The sequence below is a fragment of the Sorangium sp. So ce385 genome (assembly GCF_051474135.1).
Lineage (GTDB): Bacteria > Myxococcota_A > Polyangia > Polyangiales > Polyangiaceae > Sorangium > Sorangium cellulosum_D.
The window spans coordinates 4565093-4582722 of the sequence record NZ_CP150337.1; the positions used below are offsets into that span (position 1 = coordinate 4565093).

The 17630-nt window shown below is 73.6% G+C and carries 11 protein-coding genes; 9 read left to right on the forward strand and 2 right to left on the reverse strand.

The annotated features are described in order from the left end of the window. The first annotated feature begins 174 nt into the window (after positions 1–174). The 4 genes from WME83_RS16825 (at position 175) to WME83_RS16840 (ending at position 8235) form a co-directional block, all read left to right on the forward strand. Positions 175–3114 carry a PAS domain S-box protein gene (locus WME83_RS16825; RefSeq protein WP_437320301.1) on the forward strand — a complete coding sequence of 980 codons (2940 nt, stop codon included), beginning with the start codon at positions 175–177 and terminating at the stop codon, positions 3112–3114. A gap of 305 nt (positions 3115–3419) precedes the next feature. Next, a complete protein-coding gene (ftsH, locus tag WME83_RS16830) occupies positions 3420–5228 on the forward strand; it encodes an ATP-dependent zinc metalloprotease FtsH (RefSeq protein WP_437320302.1) in 1809 nt (602 codons plus the stop codon). Positions 5229–5737: 509 nt separating this feature from the next. After that, positions 5738–6880 carry a D-alanine--D-alanine ligase family protein gene (locus WME83_RS16835; RefSeq protein WP_437320303.1) on the forward strand — a complete coding sequence of 381 codons (1143 nt, stop codon included), beginning with the start codon at positions 5738–5740 and terminating at the stop codon, positions 6878–6880. Then, positions 6877–8235 carry a GNAT family N-acetyltransferase gene (locus WME83_RS16840; protein WP_437320304.1) on the forward strand — a complete coding sequence of 453 codons (1359 nt, stop codon included), beginning with the start codon at positions 6877–6879 and terminating at the stop codon, positions 8233–8235. Before WME83_RS16835 ends, WME83_RS16840 begins: the two co-directional genes overlap by 4 nt. A 42-nt stretch (positions 8236–8277) precedes the next feature. Here WME83_RS16840 and WME83_RS16845 read toward each other — a convergent pair whose 3' ends face one another. Then, the gene (locus tag WME83_RS16845) at positions 8278–9321 is read right to left on the reverse strand and encodes a serine/threonine protein kinase (RefSeq protein ID WP_437320305.1); all 1044 of its coding nucleotides are present in this window, start codon (positions 9319–9321) and stop codon (positions 8278–8280) included. Between the two features lie 270 nt (positions 9322–9591). Here WME83_RS16845 and WME83_RS16850 point away from each other — a divergent pair, with 270 nt between their 5' ends. Next, positions 9592–10014 carry a TerB family tellurite resistance protein gene (locus WME83_RS16850; protein ID WP_437320306.1) on the forward strand — a complete coding sequence of 141 codons (423 nt, stop codon included), beginning with the start codon at positions 9592–9594 and terminating at the stop codon, positions 10012–10014. A gap of 735 nt (positions 10015–10749) precedes the next feature. Beyond that, complete coding sequence (locus WME83_RS16855) at positions 10750–11784, forward strand: serine/threonine-protein kinase (RefSeq protein ID WP_437320307.1); 1035 nt, start codon at positions 10750–10752, stop codon at positions 11782–11784. Between the two features lie 63 nt (positions 11785–11847). On the opposite strand, the gene WME83_RS16860 is transcribed toward WME83_RS16855, so the two are convergent. Next, entirely contained in the window at positions 11848–12867 is a 1020-nt protein-coding gene (locus WME83_RS16860) for a hypothetical protein (protein WP_437320308.1), read from the reverse strand. A 571-nt stretch (positions 12868–13438) separates the two neighbouring features. On the opposite strand from WME83_RS16860, the gene WME83_RS16865 reads away from it, so the two are divergent. From WME83_RS16865 to WME83_RS16875, 3 genes are all read left to right on the forward strand, one after another. Next, a complete protein-coding gene (locus WME83_RS16865; RefSeq protein ID WP_437320309.1) occupies positions 13439–14551 on the forward strand; it encodes an S-(hydroxymethyl)glutathione dehydrogenase/class III alcohol dehydrogenase in 1113 nt (370 codons plus the stop codon). Positions 14552–14869: 318 nt separating this feature from the next. Next, positions 14870–16411 carry an aminopeptidase gene (locus WME83_RS16870; protein ID WP_437320310.1) on the forward strand — a complete coding sequence of 514 codons (1542 nt, stop codon included), beginning with the start codon at positions 14870–14872 and terminating at the stop codon, positions 16409–16411. A gap of 406 nt (positions 16412–16817) precedes the next feature. Beyond that, complete coding sequence (locus WME83_RS16875; protein ID WP_437320311.1) at positions 16818–17540, forward strand: type II toxin-antitoxin system RatA family toxin; 723 nt, start codon at positions 16818–16820, stop codon at positions 17538–17540. The last annotated feature ends 90 nt before the right edge of the window (positions 17541–17630 follow it).

The following is a 17630-nucleotide window of genomic DNA, read 5'->3' on the forward strand; positions in this document are numbered from 1 at the left end:
CGGCGCCGCGCCTGAGCCTCGCCGGCCGATCCTTCCGGCCTGGCGCATGGGATGGGCACCCCGGGAGCCCGCGGTTCCATCGAGGTCGGACGGCGAGCGCACCGCCGCCGTCTGCGCCAATGAAACGAGGCCGTCCCGGTAGCCCCGGCATTATGCTGCCGTTGGGAGGGCTCGATGAACGACGGCGGGGCGAGGGCGCTCTCGAACGGCGCGCCGCGTGGTGTTGCCATCGCGGCCGCCTGTTCGTTCGCCCTCGGGTCCGTGGGGCTGCTCGGCTGGTCGATCGAGTCGACCCGCCTCGTCTCCATCGCGGACGGCCTGCCGAGCATGGTGCCCAACACCGCGGTCGCCCTCGTCCTCGCGGCGGCGTCGCTCTGGGCGCTGGGCGGGCGGGAGCGTCCGGCGCCGCTCCGCCGGCTGCTCGGGCGGACGTGCGCCGCCGGCGTCGTCGCGTTCGGCCTCGCGGCGCTCGTTCAGTACGTCTTCGGGTGGGACCTCGGCCTCGATCGCCTGCTCTTCCCGGCGCGCGTGGCGTTCACGAGCAAGTTCCCCGGCAGGCCGCCGCCGAACACCGCGCTCTGCTGCGTCCTGATCGGCGCGGCGCTCCTCTCGCTGCCCGTGAAGACGCGGCGAGCCTCCCGGCTCTCGGACGGCGGCGCGCTCTCGGCCGCCGCGCTCGCGCTGACCGCGCTGACCGGGTACGTCTTCGGCGTCGGCTACTTCTACGGCCTGCCGCCGCTGTTCCCGTTCACGGGCATGGCGCTCCACGCCGCGATCGCCTTCCTCGCGCTCTGCGCCGGGCTCCTCGCGGCGCGGCGCGATGGCGGGGCGTTCGCCGTGCTGACGGCCAGCGGGCCCGGGGGCGTCCTGTTGCGGCGCTCCCTGCCGTTCGTCGTCCTGGCCCCGCTCGCGATCGGCCGCCTCTTCCTGATCGGCGCGGATCTCGGGGCGTACCCCCTCGCGGCGTCGTTCTCGCTCGCCTCGGCCATCTCGACGCTCCTGCTCGGGGCCGCGCTCTGGGTCAGCGCGGCGCGCCTGAACCTGCTCGACGAGGCCCGGCGCCAGGCCGAGGAGGCGCGCGCCTATCTGGCGGCGGTCGCGCAGTCCTCCGACGACGCCGTCATCGGAAGCGCCCTCGACGGGACGATCCTGAGCTGGAACCCGGCCGCGGAGCGCCTCTACGGCTACGGCGCCGGCGAGGTGATCGGGACGAGGCTGCCCATCGTGTGCCCGCCCGAGCGCGCCGGCGAGGCGGCGGCGATCTTCGCGCGCCTGCGCCGCGGCGAGCGCGTCGAGCGCTTCGAGGCCGTGAGCCGGACCAAGGACGGCAGGGACATCGACATCGAGGTCACGGCCTCGTCGATCGCGGACGCCTCGGGCCGCATCACCGGCGTCTCGACGATCTGCCGCGACATCGGGCGCCGCAAGGCCATGGAGGCGGCGGTCGCGAGCGCCCACGAGGCGGAGCGGCGCATCCGGTCGCAGCTCGAGGCCGTCGGCGCCGCGTGCGCGGCGGTCTCGGAGACGCTGGCGAACCTGCCGCGCTCCGAGTCGGGGATGCGCGCCGTGCTGGAGGTCATCGCGCGGCACGCGAAGGAGATCTCGGGCGCCGACTACGCGTCGCTCGGCGTCGGAGAGGACGGCCGGCGGCCGTTCGACGCCTGGGTCCCGAGCGGCGTCCCCGCGGAGCAGATCGCGCGGATCGGCGCGATCCCGCGCCCCATCGGCGTCCTCGGCGCGGTGGGCCGCGACGGCCGGCCGATCCGGCTCGACGACGTCCGCGCCCACCCCGATTTCATCGGGCTGCCGCCGCACCACCCCCCGATCGAGGCGTTCCTGGGCGTGCCGATCCGCTTCCACGGCCGGAGCGTGGGCAGCCTGTACCTCGGCAAGCGCCCCGGTCGCCCGCCGTTCACCGAGGACGACGAGCGCGCCGCGATGCTGCTCGCCGACCGCACGTGCAGCTCGATCGAGACCGCGCGCCTCTGCCGGGCCGAGGCGAACGAGCGAAGGCGGCTCGAGGCGGTCGTCGAGCAGATGCCCGAGGCGGCGATCCTGGTCGACGCCGAGGGGCGGCTCATCACGTGCAACAGGCTGGCGCTCCAGTACGCCTCGCAGGCCTCGCATGCCTCGCATACCTCGCGCGCGGCGGGCGAGCTGGATCCGTGGGGCAACGCGGTGCTCTTCGACCCCAGGACGCCGCGAGGCGAGCCCGTCGGCTGGGCCGATCGCCCGCTGACCCGGGCCCTGCATCGCGGGGAGGTCGTGACGGGGGCCGAGGGGTTGCTCTGTCGCGAAGGCGGCGACCTCGTCCCGGTGCTGTTCAACGCCGCGCCGGTGCGATCCGACGACGGCGAGATCGAGGGCGCCGTCGCCGTCTTCCAGGACATCTCGGCGCTCAAGGAGATGGAGCGGCAGCGCCAGGCGTGGATCGGCATCATCGCGCACGACCTCCGCCAGCCCATCCAGGTCATCGCGACCGCGAGCCATCTCCTGTACGCTCGGTCCGGCGAGCGGCTCGTCGCGGACGGCGAGAAGCAGCTCGGGAGGATCGCCTCCTCCGTCGAGCGCCTGCGCCGCATGATCGACGACCTCCTCGACGCCTCGCGCATCGAGGCGCACGAGCTCACGCTGGATCGCTCGCCGGTCGATCTCCGCGCGCAGCTCGGGGAGATCGTCGAGAAATCGACCGCGACGACCGCGGGCCACGCCGTGCGGCTGGAGGTGCGCGGCGACGTGCCCGCCGTCCTGGCGGACCCCGGCCGGCTCGAGCAGATCGTCACCAACCTGCTCTCCAACGCGGCCAAGTACGGCCAGCCCGACGGTGACATCGCGGTGGCCGTCAGCGCCGACCGCTCCTTCGCGCAGATCGCCGTGACCAACTGGGGCCCCGGCATCGCGGAGGCGTCTCTGCCGCGCCTGTTCAAGCGCTTCTCGCGCGTGGCCGAGGGCGATCCTCGCCGCGTCCGCGGCGTGGGCCTCGGCCTCTACATCACGAAGGGGCTCGTGGAGGCGCACGGCGGCACCATCGCTGTCGAGAGCACCCCCGGCGGCGCGACGACATTCCGCTTCTCGCTGCCGCTCGCGGATCCCGCGCCCGCCGCCGGCGCGTAGCGCGCAGCGGCGCGTCTCCTGCCCTGCCGCCGATCTCCTCCTCGCGAGAGGATCCGCGGCGAGCTCCACGATTCGAGGCCAGCGAGCTCGGCAGTTGGAATTGACGAGCTGGGCAGTCGAGTTGGCGAGTTTTATTACACCGAACACCGTTCTCCGCATTCCGTTTTACGGCGCCACCATCCTTTCGCAGTATTCTGTGCTCAGGCCGCTCAGAATGATCGCAGAAGGAACTTCCTGAGGTTCGTATCCTTGCTACACCTGAGATCCGCTCCGGCCCGACGTCGGGGTAGTGAGGTGGCGCAGCAGTGAATTCCTGGTTCTTGCAGGTGGGTAAGCGGCTGGGGCCCGCGGGGCGTCGGCTTTGGGTGCTCGGGATCCTGGGGGTGGTGCTGGCGGTGACGCTCGGGCTCGCCCTCCGCGCGGCCCGCGACTCGTCCACGCAACGCGCGGCGACGTACACCGAGCTGCTCCAGATCGCGCAGGCGGGGCAGGCGACCGCGGTCGAGGTGAGCGGCGATCGCTTCTTCGTGCGGCAGGCGGGCGGCGTGACGGTGACCGCCGTCGTCGACGAGCCGACGCTCCGGCAGGAGCTGGTCTCCCGGTTCGCGGGCGCCGGCGCCTCGGTCGACTTCGCCTCCCGGGAGGAGCCGTCGCGCGCCGCGTCCACCGCGCTGCCGGTGGTCGTCCTCGCCGCGGTCGGGTTCGCGCTCTTCACGGTGAGCCGGCGCCGCAGCCCGAAGGTCTTCTCCGACGCCAAGGCCGGGGTCGCGCGCGCGCCCGTGCGCTTCGCCGACGTGGCCGGGATGCACGAGGTCAAGCAGGAGCTCGCCGAGACGGTCGAGTTCCTGAAGAGCCCCGAGCGCTTCGCGCGCCTCGGCGGCCGCCCGCCGCGCGGCGTGCTGCTCACGGGCGAGCCGGGGACCGGCAAGACGCTGCTGGCGCGCGCGGTCGCGTGCGAGGCGGGCGTGCGGTTCCTCTCGGCGTCGGGGTCGAGCTTCCAGGAGATGTTCGTCGGCGTCGGCGCCTCCCGCGTCCGCGCCCTCTTCGCCGAGGCGCGCAAGGCCGCCCCGTGCATCGTGTTCATCGACGAGATCGACGCCGTCGGGCGGGCCCGCGCGAAGGGGCAGGGCGACTCCGCGTCCGCGGAGCACGATCAGACGCTGAACCAGCTGCTCGTCGAGATGGACGGGTTCGACCACGCCACCGGCATCGTGGTGATCGCGTCGACCAACCGCGTCGACATGCTCGATCCCGCGCTGCTCCGGCCGGGGCGCTTCGATCGCAAGGTCACCGTGCCGCTGCCCGACGTGCGCGGCCGCGAGGAGATCCTCAACGTCCACGCCGGGCCGATCCCGCTCCAGGGCGAGGTCGATCTCGGGTACATCGCCCGCAGCACGCCGGGCTTCTCGGGCGCCGACCTGGCCAACCTCCTGAACGAGGCGGCCATCCTCGCGGCCCGCGAGGGCGCCGACGCGGTGGATCCGACGCACATCGACCGCGCGCGCGACCGGGTGCTGATGGGGCTCGAGCGCAAGGGGGTGCTGGTCGACGAGGACGAGCGCTACGCGACCGCCGTGCACGAGGCCGGGCACGTCGCGGTCGGGCTGCTCGCGCCGAGCTGCGACCCGGTGCACAAGGTGTCGATCCTGCCGCGGGGCCGCGCGCTCGGCGTCACCCAGGCGATGCCCGAGAAGGATCGGCTGATGTACCGGAAAGAGTACCTCGAGGATCAGATCTGCATGCTGATGGGCGGCCGCGCCGCCGAGATGGTCATCCTCGGGACGATGACGGCCGGCGCCTCGGACGACATCCAGCGCGCCTCGACGATCGCGTGGAAGATGGTCGCGGAGCTCGGCATGAGCCACCTCGGCCCCATCTGCGTCGGCGAGGGGCACCCCGCGCGGAGCCCGGCCCTGCTCGACCGCGTCGACGAGACGGCGCGGGCGCTCACCGACGCCCAGCTCGCGCGCGCCGTCGAGATCGTGAAGTCACGGCGGAGCGAGATCGACGCGCTCGTCAAGGCGCTCCTCGCGAAGGAGACGCTCGGCATGGACGAGATCCAGGCCTGCTTCCCGGCCGATCGACGGCCGCGCGCCGCCCACGCGGCCGCCTGAGCCGCGCAGGCTCGAGGGCGCCGGGAAGGAAAGCTCTTTCCGGCGCCCCCGGTCCTCTTCGCGATCCTCGGTCGATCGCCCGCGCTCCCCCCTCTCTCCTGCAATCATCCCTCTCTCGCCACGGGCGCTCCCGGAGGCGTCGCGCAGGCTCCCGGAGTGGCGGCCGGCTCACCGGACCTGAGGTATCCGGGCCTCCTCGCCTGGAAGAGCTCGCCCGCGGGCGTGTCGCGCAGGACGGGATTCGGCGCCGCGTCTCGGAGCCATGGCGCGCTGCATCGCCCATTCCGTCCGGAGGGCGCAAATCTCCCCTTGCGATTGCCGGGCAAGCTGGTGAAGTGGCGCCACTTGCATGCACGGATTCCGTCGCCTTCGCATCTCCTTCGACGGGGCGTTCACTCCACGTTCCGGCTCGAACGGCCGGGCCCCGCGTCGCTCTCCGAGCGCGGCGCCAACGTCGCGCGCTCATGTGCCCTGCGCGGGCGCGCGGCGCCGTGGCCCGGAGGCGCGCGGTGCCTGAGCCCCGGATACTGCTCCTGTCCAACAGAGACCCGGAGGAGACGGTCGACGAGCCGCCACTGGCGCAGCGGGTGGGGAGCGGCCGGCTCCGGCTCGGCCGCGAGGACGGCAGCGCGGCCGTCGCCGAGAGCGTCCTCGCGACGCTCGCCGCCGCCCCGGGCGCGCGCGTGGCGCACCGGCCCGTGCTCCGGCCGAGCGAGGTGCTCGCGGCGATCGGCGATCATCGCCCCGACGTGATCTTCAACCTGTGCGAGGCGCTCGACGGCGACAGCCGCCACGAGGTCATGTGCGCGTGGCTGCTCGCGGGGCTCGACCTCCCCTTCACGGGCAGCGATCACGTCGCGCTCCGGAGCTGCCTGCACAAGGCCGAGGCGAACCGCATCCTCGCGCGCGCCGGCGTGCGCGTGCCCGAGACGGTGCGGGTCGAGGGCCCGGATCGCATCCCGGACGTCGCCTTCCCGGCCATCGTCAAGCCGGAGCGCGAGGACGGCTCGACCGGGATCGACCGGGGCTCGGTCGTCCGCGATCGCGCCGCGCTCCGCGACCAGGTGGCCGCGGTCGTCGCGCAGTGCCGCCAGCCGGTGGTGGTGCAGCGCTACGTGCACGGGCGCGAGCTCTCGGTCTCGCTGCTCGGCTGGCCCACGCCGCGCGTGCTGCCGCCCGGCGAGATCACCTTCCAGGGCCTGCCCGAGGGGCACCCGCACGTCGTCACGTACGAATCGAAGTGGCGCCCGGAGACGGCCGCGTCGATCGGCACGCCCTCCACGGCGGCGGTGCTGCGGCCGCTCGAGCTGCGCCGGGTCGTCGCGGTCGGTCGCCGCGCCTTCGAGGTGCTCGGGTTGCGCGACTACGGCCGCGTCGACGTGCGGCTCGACGAGCGCGGGACGCCGTACGTCATCGACGTCAACCCGAACTGCGACCTCTCGCCGGACGCCGGCTTCGCCCGCGCGGCGGCGCGCGCCGGCCTCTCCTACGCCGACGTGGTCGGCGAGATCCTCCGCGCCGCGCTCGCCCGCGGCCCGCGCCACGGCGATCTGCTCCGCGCGCGCGGCCGCGCCCCGGCCCGGGGCCGCGCGCGCGTGGGGGCGGGCTCCGCTGCGCGCGGCGCCCTCGCCGCCGCGCCCGAGGCGCCGTGATCGCGCAGCGCGGCCTCCGCCCCGAAGACCGGCCGCTCATCGCGGAGCTGCTCGAGTCGCTCCCGGCGTTCACGGCCGACGAGCGCGCGGTGGCGCTGGAGCTCGTCGACGCGACGCTGGCCCAGCCCTCGTCGGACGGCTACCGGTTCGTGCTGAGCTTCCACGGCGCGCCGGGCGGCGGCGGAGCGCCCCGGCTGGCGGGGTACCTCTGCTACGGCCGCACGCCGATGACCGAGTCCACGTACGACCTGTACTGGATCGCGACCTCGCCGGACTTCGCGCGCTCCGGGGTGGCGCGCGGGCTCGTCGCCACCATGGAGAGCGAGATCGCGCGCGAGGGCGGCGGCCTCGTGCGCGTGGAGACGGGCAGCCGGGAGGGGCACGGCGCGGCGGTGCGCTTCTACGACGCGGTGCAGTTCGCGCGGGCGGCGGTCATCGACGACTTCTACGCGCCGGGCGACGATCTCATCATCTACACGAAGCGGGTCGCTCCGGCGCGCGCCTCGGCCGCGCCGCCGGCCGGCAAGGGGGCGCGCGCCGCCTCGCCGGACGCGCCGCCCGCGCCGCCCGCGCCGGGCGAGCCCGCGCTCTACGACGCGGCCTTCGGCTACCGCGACTACGCCGCGGAGCGCGACTTCCTGCTCGCGTGCGCGCGCCGCTTCGGCGCCCGCCCGGTGCAGCGCGTGCTCTCGTGGGCGTGCGGGCCTGCGCGGCACCTGGAGGCGTTCGCCGAGCTCGGCGTCGGCTGCGCCGGCGCGGACGGCTCCGCGGCGATGATCGCCTACGCCGAGCGCGCCGCGTGCGCCCGCGGCGCCGGCGCGTGCGTCCGCTTCTGCTGCGCGGAGCTCGACGAGCGCCCCGACGTCGCGCCGGTCGATCTCTCGTTCGTGCCGCTCTCGGCGATCCACCAGCTGGCCACGCCGGCGGCGCTCGAGCGCCACCTCCGGCTCGCGGCCTCGCTCCTCTTGCCGGGCGGCGTCCACGTGATCGAGGCGACGCACCCGGCCGATCTCACGCCGTCCGGCGTGAACCGGACCGAGTGGACCGAGGTGCGCGGCGAGCAGTCGATCGACGCGCGGTTCCGCATCCACACCGAGCGGGCCACGCCCGATCGCGTGGTGCCGGTGAGCCTCGAGGTGGTGTGCTCGGCCCGGCGCAACGGCGGCGCGCCGCGGGAGCTCTCGTCGTTCCGACAGGAGGCGACCTGGTACATCCCGGACCTGGCCGGCTGGCGGCGCGTCGCGGAGCGGGTGCCGGAGCTCTCGCTGGTCGCGACGCTCGGCGACTTCAACGTCGACGTGCCGTTCGAGCACGCCGCCGCGTGGCGGCTGATCCTCGTGCTGAAGCGCGCCTGAGCGCCCCCGAGCGCCGCGCGGCGCTCCCGGTCGGCGCGCCGCTCAGTTCAGGTCCCAGAAGTACTTGCCCCCGCTCGGCGGCGGCTCGTCCTCGCACCCGTCGGGCCCGCCGTCGTCGCCAGAGCTGGCGATCTGCATCACTTCCTCGAGCGAGCTCGCCTCGTCGCGCCAGTACGCTTCTGTGCCGAAGTGCGGGAAAGTCCTCGGGAAAATGGGATCGTGCCACCGCCGCGCGATCCAGGCGGCGTAGTGGATCAGGCGGAGCCCTCGCAGCGGCTCGATCAGGGCGAGGGTCGAGCGGTCGAAGCGGCGGAGCTCCTCGTAGCCCTCGATGAAGAGCTCGCGTTGCCGGCGGGCGGTCGCGTCGCGGCCGGGGAGGAGGAGCCAGAGGTCTTGCACGGCGGGGCCGACGACCATGTCGTCGAAGTCGAGCACGCGGAGGGCGCCGTCGCGGAGGAGCAGGTTGCCCGGGTGCAGGTCGCCGTGGATGCGGTGCACGTCGACGCCGCGCAGGCGCTCCTCGGCCGCGTCGGCGACGGCGCGCGCGGCCGCGAGGTACCGCGGCGCGACGGCGGCGGGGATGACCTTGCGCTCGGCGAGCCAGCCGAGGTCCTCGCGCGCGTACGAGTCGGCGGAGAGCCGGACGCGGTGCTCGGCGGTCCGCTGCGCGCCCACGTTGTGGATGCGGGCGGCGAGCCTGCCGAGGCGCACGAACAGCTCGTCTCCGAGCTCGTCGGGGGCGCGGCCGCCCATGCGCTCGAAGAGGCAGTACTGGATGTGGTCGATCTGCTTGAGCGTCTCGCCGTCGGGGAACGGGCGCGTCGGGCAGACGGGGATCTCGGCGTCCGCGAGCTCGGCGAGGAACCGGTGCTCTTCGAGGATCTGCTCGCGAGTCCAGCGCCCTGGCCGGTAGAACTTCGCGACGATGCGGGTGCGGTCCTCGAGCTCGACCTCGTAGACGCGGTTCTCGAACGAGTTCAGCGGATAGCAGACGCGGTTGCAGAAGACGCCCGCGGCCTCGACGGCCTCGATCACCTTGTGCGGGGTCAGCGAGAGGAAGAGGTCGGTCGGGGTGGTGGAGGTCATGGTGGGGGCGTCGAGGTGGGGGAGGGTTCGCGTGGGGGGTGAGGACCGCGGTGGCGGGGCTGATCTATCCGGACGTGGCGTTGAGCACCAGCCGGGGCCGCGCTCGATGGGAAGTTTCGCCGCGCGCTCCCGGAATCCCTCAATCCCCCGGCGAGGCGGACAAACCAGGCAGCGCGCCGCCGGACCGGCCGGGCCGAGCGCCCCGCGGCGAGCGGGCGGGCGCGGTGGCGCTGTGTCCCAGGGGGTCGTGATACGCTAGCCTCGGATCGCATGATGGACGAAACGCAGCTTTCCTTTCCTCATCTCGAGCTCAGCAAGCTCGAGGCGATGGTCGAGATCATGTTCCTCGCCGCGTACGCTGACGGATCCATCAACGAGGCCGAGCGCGCCGAGCTCACGGCGCACGCGGCGGCGATGAGCGCGGGCCGCCTCGGGGCGGAGGTCGTCGAGTCGCTCATCTCGATCATCGAGCGCTCGGTGCGCGAGGAGGGAAGGAATGGCCGCTTCGCGGCGCTCCGCGCGCGCCTGCCCGACGTGCGGATGCGCGAGGCCGCGATCGAGCTGGCGGTCCGGCTGGTCGCCGCCGACGGCGTGATCCACGAGAGCGAGCACGCGCTGCTCGTCGAGGCGGCGAAGGCGCTGGAGGTGCCGATCGCGTACCGGGGGCGCGTCGTCTCCGGCGCCGCGCGCTGACCCGCGCGAGGCGCGCGAGGAGGGCGAGGCGCGAGCGACGGCCGCGCCGCGGCGGGCTGCGACGGCGGCCGCGCCGCGGTGGGCTGCGACGGCGGCCGCGCCGCGCGCCGGGGATGGGGTTCGATCCGGATGGCGAGCTGGTGAGCGCCTCGTCCGCGATCGAGCGTCGCGCGCTCCGCGCGCTGGTCGGCCACGGCCACGCCGCCGCGGGGCCCGGGGGCTGACACCCGACGCCGATGTGCTCGTCACCCCCACGCGCCATGCGCAGGGAATGCGCTCTGCTACAACCCTTGCGCCGCTGGCCGTCGCGCGCTGTCCGGGGCCGCTCCAGGCGGCGGCGCCCCGAGGGCGTGAGGCGCGCTGATGGCGAGGGGCGCCGGATCTGAGGCCTCGACCCCGCACCTCGGCGCCGCGGCGGGCGCGAAAGAGGCGCATTTGCGGCGGTTTTTGTCGGCCTGATCCTTGCAGTACCGCGCACCAGAGGGCCAGAGCAAGGTCATGGACACCCGACGAACCGACAGCTCCACGACGCCACATGGCGCATCGATGGATCCCGCCTCGAATCGCTCTCGTCCCCCGAGCGGGGGCCGAGCTTCTTCACCGCGCGCGTACCGCTCGCCGCGATCTCCGCGCTGGTCTTCGGCGCACCGCCCCCCGTTCGATCCCGTCGATCTCCGGACCTCGGGCCGGCTGTCGCGGCCGTCCGCCTCGACGAGGCGTCCTGGCGGCGAGGTCGTGCCGCTGGAGCCGGCGAGCGACACCCCGGCCGCCCCGGCGAGCGTGCCGCCTGCCACCCTGCGGGCGGGGCTCGCGGGCGTGTCGCCTGCTGTCGCCCTGCCGGCTCCGGCGACCGACGCGCCGGCCGCCGCGTTGCGGCGCTACGCCCCAGGCGACGTCCTGGCGGGGCGCTATCGCCTCACGGAGCTGATCGGGGAGGGCAGCATGGGCGCCGTCTGGAAGGCGCGGAATCTCGCGCTGAACCTCGACGTCGCGCTGAAGCTCATCCGTCGTGACTGCGCGGTTCCGGAGGCTGCTTCGCGGCTGCTCAAGGAGGCGCAGGCGACGGCGCGGGTGTCCCACCGCGCGGCGGTGCGGGTGTTCGATCTCAGCTTCACCGAGGAAGGGGAGCCGTTCGTGGTGATGGAGCTCCTCCAGGGCCGGTCGCTGGCCCAGGTGCTGGCCGAGTCGGGCGCGATGTCGCCCATCTCCGCGGTCCAGCTGCTCCTGCCCGTGATCGGGGCGCTCAGCGCCGCGCACGGCGCGGGGGTCGTGCACCGGGACGTGAAGCCCGCGAACATCGTGCTCGTGCGCGACGGCCGCCGGACGGTCCCCAAGCTGATCGATTTCGGGATCGCCTTCACGGACACGCGCGCGGTGGACGGCGGGCAAAAGGACGCGCTGGTCGGGAGCCCGGCCTACATGGCGCCCGAGCAGGTCCGCGGCGGGCAGGAGTCGGACGCGCGCTCCGACGTGTGGAGCGTGTGCGTGGTGCTCTACGAGCTCGTGACCGGCCGGCGGCCGTTCGGCGGGCCGGGGAGCATCTCCATCGTGCACGACGTGCTGCGGGTCGAGCCGCCGCGTCCGGAGGTGTTCGAGGCGCACCCGCGGCTCTGGGAGATCATCGAGCGGGGGCTGGCCAAGTCCCCCGACGGGCGGTTCCCCGCGATGGCGTCGCTGGGGCGGGCGCTGGCCCAGTGGGCGATCGCGGCCGGGGTCGCCCACGACGTGACGGGGGCTTCGCTCGTCGATTACTGGCTGCCCTCTTCCTGATCCCGGCGCCGAGACATCGGCGCTCCCCGCGCCGCGCGAAGAGCTGCCTCTCCTCGGGCCGGCTCAGTACTGCACGTCGCAGCCCTTCGAATCGGCGAAGGCCTTCATGGTCTCGAGCTCGGCCGGGGTCGCGTCGCCGTAGGCCCAGCTGATCGCGCCGGCATAGCCCTGGCTGTACCAGCTCTCCAGGAGCGTCGACAGGGTGGCCGTGGCCAGGCCGGCCACGGGGAAATCGGCCATGACGACCGGCTTGTCCGTGATGCCGTAGTCCGCGGGCGACTGGTTGTAAGGCCAGTAGCGGTTGACCCGGTCGTTCATGTGAAATGTGTAGAAATCGACGTCGGTGGTCGCCCACGCGCGCGCCCACTTCATCGAGGCCGACCCGATCGTGATGAGCGCCCTGCTCTCGGCGCGCAATACCCCGATGGCGTCGCGCAGGAAGGCCTCCATCTGCTCGTGCGCGATCGGCTCCACCTGGGGATCCGGGTCGTAGTCGGGGTCGCCGTACGGGCTCGGGCCGGTCATGGCCAGCTCGGGCTCGTTGATGACGTCCCAGGCGACCATCCGGTGCCGGTACGGGCTCTGCTCGACCGCCTGGGCGAGCGGCCTGACGACGTTCTCCAGGAGGGCCGCGCGCCGCCCGGCGTCCGTCACGAGGGGGGCAATGCCGACCGTCCTCACGTTGGCGTCGACCCGGGTCGCATGGAAGTTGTCGAAGGAGAAGAGACAGAACATGAGGTGGACGTCCGCCTGTTCGGCGAGCTCGAGCGCCTTCTCGACGTCGCCCCGCGTCGCCCCGCCGAGGCCGGTCGGATTGTCGTTCGCGTCGAAGACGACGCCCTCCCCCCGGAGCTCCGGCAGCATCCACCACCGCACGACGCTCGCCCCGTGCGCGCGGATGCCAGCGAGGTTCTTCGCGTGCGTCTCCGCCTCGGCCGCGACGCCGCGCTTGTCCCACGCGGCAATGCCGCCGAAATCGCCGGCGAAGTTGTGCCACGCATAGTTCATTCCGAACATGAAGCGCGTCTTGCAGCCGATCGTGATTCCACCCTTCTCCGCAGGGCACTCGTCGACACACTCCATGACGCCGCCCAGCCCGCCTTGCCCGCCGCCGAGGCCCCCCTGGCCGCCCTCGGAGGGCGCGCTCCCCCCGCCGCCGTCCTCGCCCGCGGCCGCGCCTCCAGGCGATCTGCCCCCCGAACAGGCGGCGAGGAACAGCGCGGCTGCTGCGGTGAGGGCGCGGTGACCGGGTATACAACGAGCGGTGCGCATAAGGATATCGGAGCGATGGTACGCTCGACGGTCCACGAGCGCCATCCGAATCCCTGCCTCGCCGGCCGAGAGCAGCCTTTCGCGAGGTCGCGTGAACGGCGCGCAATGCCTCTGCACGACAGAGGTCGTCTGCCCCACGAGCGGCGCGCGTCGCCTGTGGGGCGGAGTGGGAGCGCGCCGGGCCGGGCGCGCGGGCGGGGCCGCCGAAAGGGGGGCGAGCGGGCCGCGCCGGCGCGCGCCGCGACGCGAGCAGGCGGGGCGGTGGCGCGGCGCGGCGCCGGCCGGGTCCCCCTTGAAACCTGCTTCCCCGGCCGGCTATTGGAGGGGCTCGGGCGCCGCTCGGGCCCCGAACGCCCCGCTTGCGGGAGGAGAACCACCGATCATGAAAGCGCGCGCAGCCGTGGCCCACAAGGCCGGCGAGAAGCTCACGGTCGAGGACGTCCAGGTGGAGGGCCCTCGCGAAGGCGAGGTCCTCATCGAGATCAAGGCCACCGGCGTCTGCCACACCGACGCTTACACCCTCTCGGGCAAGGATCCGGAAGGCCTCTTCCCCGCGATCCTCGGCCACGAGGGCGCGGGCGTCGTCGTCGACGTCGGCCCGTCGGTGAAGAGCGTGAAAAAAGGCGATCACGTCATCCCCCTCTACACGCCCGAATGCCGGCAGTGCTCTTACTGCACCAGCGGAAAAACCAACCTCTGCCAGGCGATCCGCGCCACGCAGGGCCGTGGGCTCATGCCGGACGGAACGAGCCGCTTCTCGATCGGCAACGAGCGGATTCACCATTACATGGGCACGTCGACGTTCTCGAGCTTCACCGTCCTGCCCGAGATCGCCGTCGCCAAGATCCGCGAGGACGCGCCGTTCGACAAGGTCTGCTACATCGGCTGCGGCGTGACGACGGGTATCGGCGCCGTCATCAACACCGCGCAGGTGCGGCCCGGCGACAACGTGGTGGTCTTCGGCCTCGGCGGCATCGGGCTCAACGTGATCCAGGGCGCCCGGATGGCCGGCGCGGACCTCATCGTCGGCGTCGACATCAACCCGAAGCGCCGTGAGCTGGCCGAGAAATTCGGCATGACCCACTTCGTCAACCCGAACGAGGTGCAGGGAGATCTCGTGCCCTACCTCGTCGACCTGACCCGGGGCGGCGCCGATTTCAGCTTCGAGTGCATCGGCAACGTCAAGGTGATGCGCCAGGCGCTCGAGTGCTGCCACAAGGGCTGGGGGACGAGCATCATCATCGGCGTCGCCGGGGCCGGCGAGGAGATCTCCACGCGCCCGTTCCAGCTCGTCACCGGGCGCGTCTGGAAGGGCACCGCGTTCGGCGGCGCCAGGGGGCGCACCGACGTCCCGAAGATCGTCGACTGGTACATGGAGGGCAAGATCAGGATCGACGAGCTCATCACCCACACGATGCCGCTCGACGACATCAACCGCTCGCTCGACCTCATGCACAGCGGCGAGTCGATCCGCAGCGTCGTGCTCTTCTCCTGAAGCGCGCCTCTCCGTCGCTCGTCTCCGTCCGATTCCCTTCCATTTCCGACCACGAGCGCTCTCCCGCGCCGCGCAAGGAGCGAGCGCGGCCGGCGGCGGCGCTCGGCCGCGAGCGTGACCGTCGGGGCGGACGCGCGCGCCACCGCGCCTGCGGGCGAGCTCGCCCTGGCCGCGGCGCGGGCACGCGGCGGCCGGCCGCGTCCGGCCAGCGGCCATCGGGGCAGGTGTCGGTACCCTGCCGGCGGCGACGGGTGCTGCACCCTGCCGGCGGCGACGGGTGCTGCAAAAATGCTGACCCCTGTGACATCATCCGCCGCCATGGTGCATGTCACTTCGCTGGCGGGGTTGCCCGCCAACGCCCTCGCCGAGTCGACCTCGGCGACCGCGGCCTGCGATGCTGTCGTCCTCGTCGCGCCGTCGCCGATCGCGAAGCACGCAGGGGGGCTCGGGCCCACGCTCGGCGCGGTGGTCGAGGCGGCCGCGCGCGTCGACTGCGCGCTGGAGGGCAAGTGTGCGCCGCTCGTCCTGCCGGCGCCCGGCGTGCCCGGCGGGCGTCTGGTGCTCGCGCCGGCGGGGGCGCTCTCGGAGGACATCGACGACGTCCGCTCCATCGCGGAGGCGGCGGCGGCCGGCTTCGCGCGGGCGGTGGAGGCGGGGGCGAGCCGGCCGCTGCTCGTCGTGCGCGCGCCGTCCGCGCCGCGGTTCGCGCGGGCGATCGAGGTGGGCGCCCTGGCGGCGCTCGGGAGCCAGTGGACCCCGCTGGAGGCGCGGGAGGCGGAGATGGCCCCGCGCTCGGCCGAGTCGCTCGCGGTGCTCGGGCTGCCCGAGGCGCGCGCCCGCGAGATCGCGGCCATCGAGGTCGGCCGCGCGCTCTGCCGCGACATCACCGGCACCGAGCCGGAGCGGATGGCGCCCCGCCGCGTCGCCGAGATGTGCGAGGCGGCGTTCGCCAGGACGGGCGTGCTCGTCAAGATCGAGCGCAACGTCGACGACTACCCGCTCATCAGCGCGGTCTCGCGGGCGTCGCGGGTGGTCGAGCGGCACCGGCCGTGCGTCGTGCGGCTCGACTACCGGCCTCGCGGGGAGATCCGGCGCACCGTGCTGCTCGCGGGCAAGGGCGTCACCTACGACACCGGCGGCGTCGACCTGAAGACCGACGGGCACATGGCCGGGATGTCGCGCGACAAGGGCGGCGCCGGCGCGGTCGCCGGGCTCGTGCGCGCGGCCGCGGCGCTCGGCCTGGAGGGCGTGCGCATCGTCGGGCTGCTCGGGCTCGTGCGCAACAGCATCGGCGAGGAGTCGTACGTCAGCGACGAGATCATCCGCAGCCGCGCCGGCGTGCGCGTGCGGATCGGCAACACCGACGCCGAGGGGCGCCTCATCCTGGCCGACCTGCTCGCGCTCGCGCGTGAGCTCGCCATGAGCGGCGCCGCCGACCCGATCCTGTTCTCGGTCGCGACGCTGACGGGGCACGTCTACCGCGCCCACGGGCCGTACACCGGCGCGATCGGCAACGCCGCCGCCCGGCCCGAGCTCGACCGGCTCGACGTCCTCGCGGAGCGCTGGGGCGAGCCGATGGAGCGCGTGCGGCCGCGGCGCGAGGACTACGCGTTCGTCGCGCCGCGGTCGAGCGCCGAGGACGTGGTGTCGTCGAACCGCCTCGCCTCGGTGAACACGCCGCGGGGCCACCAGTTCCCCTTCGCGTTCCTCGACATCGCCTCGGGGCTCAAGGGGGGGACGCTCCCGTTCATCCACCTCGACATCGGCGGCGTCAGCGTCGAGTCTGCAGACTGGCAGTTCGGCCGCCCCACCGGCGTCCCAATCCCCAGCCTAACCGCCTACCTCTCTGGCGAATTCTAGGGGCACACCCGCTTCGGATACGGGCCCATCTCGACGTTTTCGGTGCTCGGCGTACAGGAAGTACGCCTGCGCGCCGAAGACGCCGATCTGGGCCCGTCTCCTGTGCGGGTGTGCCCCGGCAACGGTCGGGAGAGAGGGAGAAGAGAGGGAGAAGAGAGAGAGGGGGGACGGAATTGACGGGGAGGGAGTCGGCTGATCCGGAGGGCTTTTCGGAAAGGACGGGGGTGTGCGCGTGGGGCGCTCGTGGGGGGCGGGGAGGTTCGCTGTTCTCCGGGGTCGAGCGGCGTGCGGGTGGGCGAGGATCCGTTCCTGGCGGCGGGGTGGGGTGGGGCCTGAGCGTTGATGTGCGGAGCGGTATCAGCGCCGGGCGGCGGCGGCGGGCACGTCGCTGGCAAGCTCGGCGGTCATGGGGAGAACTCGCTCGACCACAATCGCCCATCGCGCCCTGATCCAGCCCGCGCTCTCCGGAGGACTCGCGCTCGCGATCGCCGCGTGCGGCGCCGGTGAACGAGGGAGCACCCTGGATGCACCGAGTCTGCCGCCCTCGCAGCGCGACAGCGGCGATGTCCTGCCGGCCGCCGCCAGCGACGACGGGAGCGAGCGCGCGCAGCCGGCGCCCGACGCGGCAGGGATCTCGAGCGTGGCGGTCCCGATCGGCAGCACCGGGTTCTCGCGCGGAAGGTCGACGGCGGTCGTCAAGGCCCCGCTGGAGCGCGTGCGCGCCACCGTGCTCTCGTTCGAGCGCTATCCGGAGTTCATGCCGCACTACAAGAAGTGCCGCGTGCTCGGGCGCACGCCCGCAGGGGGATGGGATATCTACATGGAGGTCTCGGCGCTGCAGGGCGCCGTCACGATGTGGGCGCGCATCGAGTTCCAGAAGCCCGTCCTCGTGGACGGGGTCGAGACCTACTCGTCCCGCTTCGTCGCCGGCAACGTGAAAGACCTCCAGGCCACCTGGCAGCTGGAGAAGATCGACGCCCGGACGACGCGCGTGTCCCTCGAGGTCTTCCTCCGGCCGAAGCTGCCGCTGCCGAAGAGCCTCCTCAACGCAGAGAACCTGGACGGCTCGGCGCGCGCCGTCGCGGCCGTCCGGACGCGCGCCGAGCAGGCGCAGGACGGGAACCGCTGACGCGCGCCCGAGCGAGGCCGGCGAGGCGAACGCCGCGCGGCGAGGGGAACGCCGAGCGGCGCGGCGCTCTCCGGAGGCGCGACGTCCGCG

Coding starts and splice junctions, on each gene's coding strand:
- WME83_RS16860 (WP_437320308.1), bottom strand. CDS start 12,867: ATGGAGTGTGTCGACGAGTGCCCTGCGGAGAAGGGTGGAATCACGATC.
- WME83_RS16865 (WP_437320309.1), top strand. CDS start 13,439: ATGAAAGCGCGCGCAGCCGTGGCCCACAAGGCCGGCGAGAAGCTCACG.
- WME83_RS16875 (WP_437320311.1), top strand. CDS start 16,818: ATGGGGAGAACTCGCTCGACCACAATCGCCCATCGCGCCCTGATCCAG.
- WME83_RS16845 (WP_437320305.1), bottom strand. CDS start 9,321: ATGACCTCCACCACCCCGACCGACCTCTTCCTCTCGCTGACCCCGCAC.
- WME83_RS16850 (WP_437320306.1), top strand. CDS start 9,592: ATGATGGACGAAACGCAGCTTTCCTTTCCTCATCTCGAGCTCAGCAAG.
- WME83_RS16825 (WP_437320301.1), top strand. CDS start 175: ATGAACGACGGCGGGGCGAGGGCGCTCTCGAACGGCGCGCCGCGTGGT.
- WME83_RS16870 (WP_437320310.1), top strand. CDS start 14,870: ATGGTGCATGTCACTTCGCTGGCGGGGTTGCCCGCCAACGCCCTCGCC.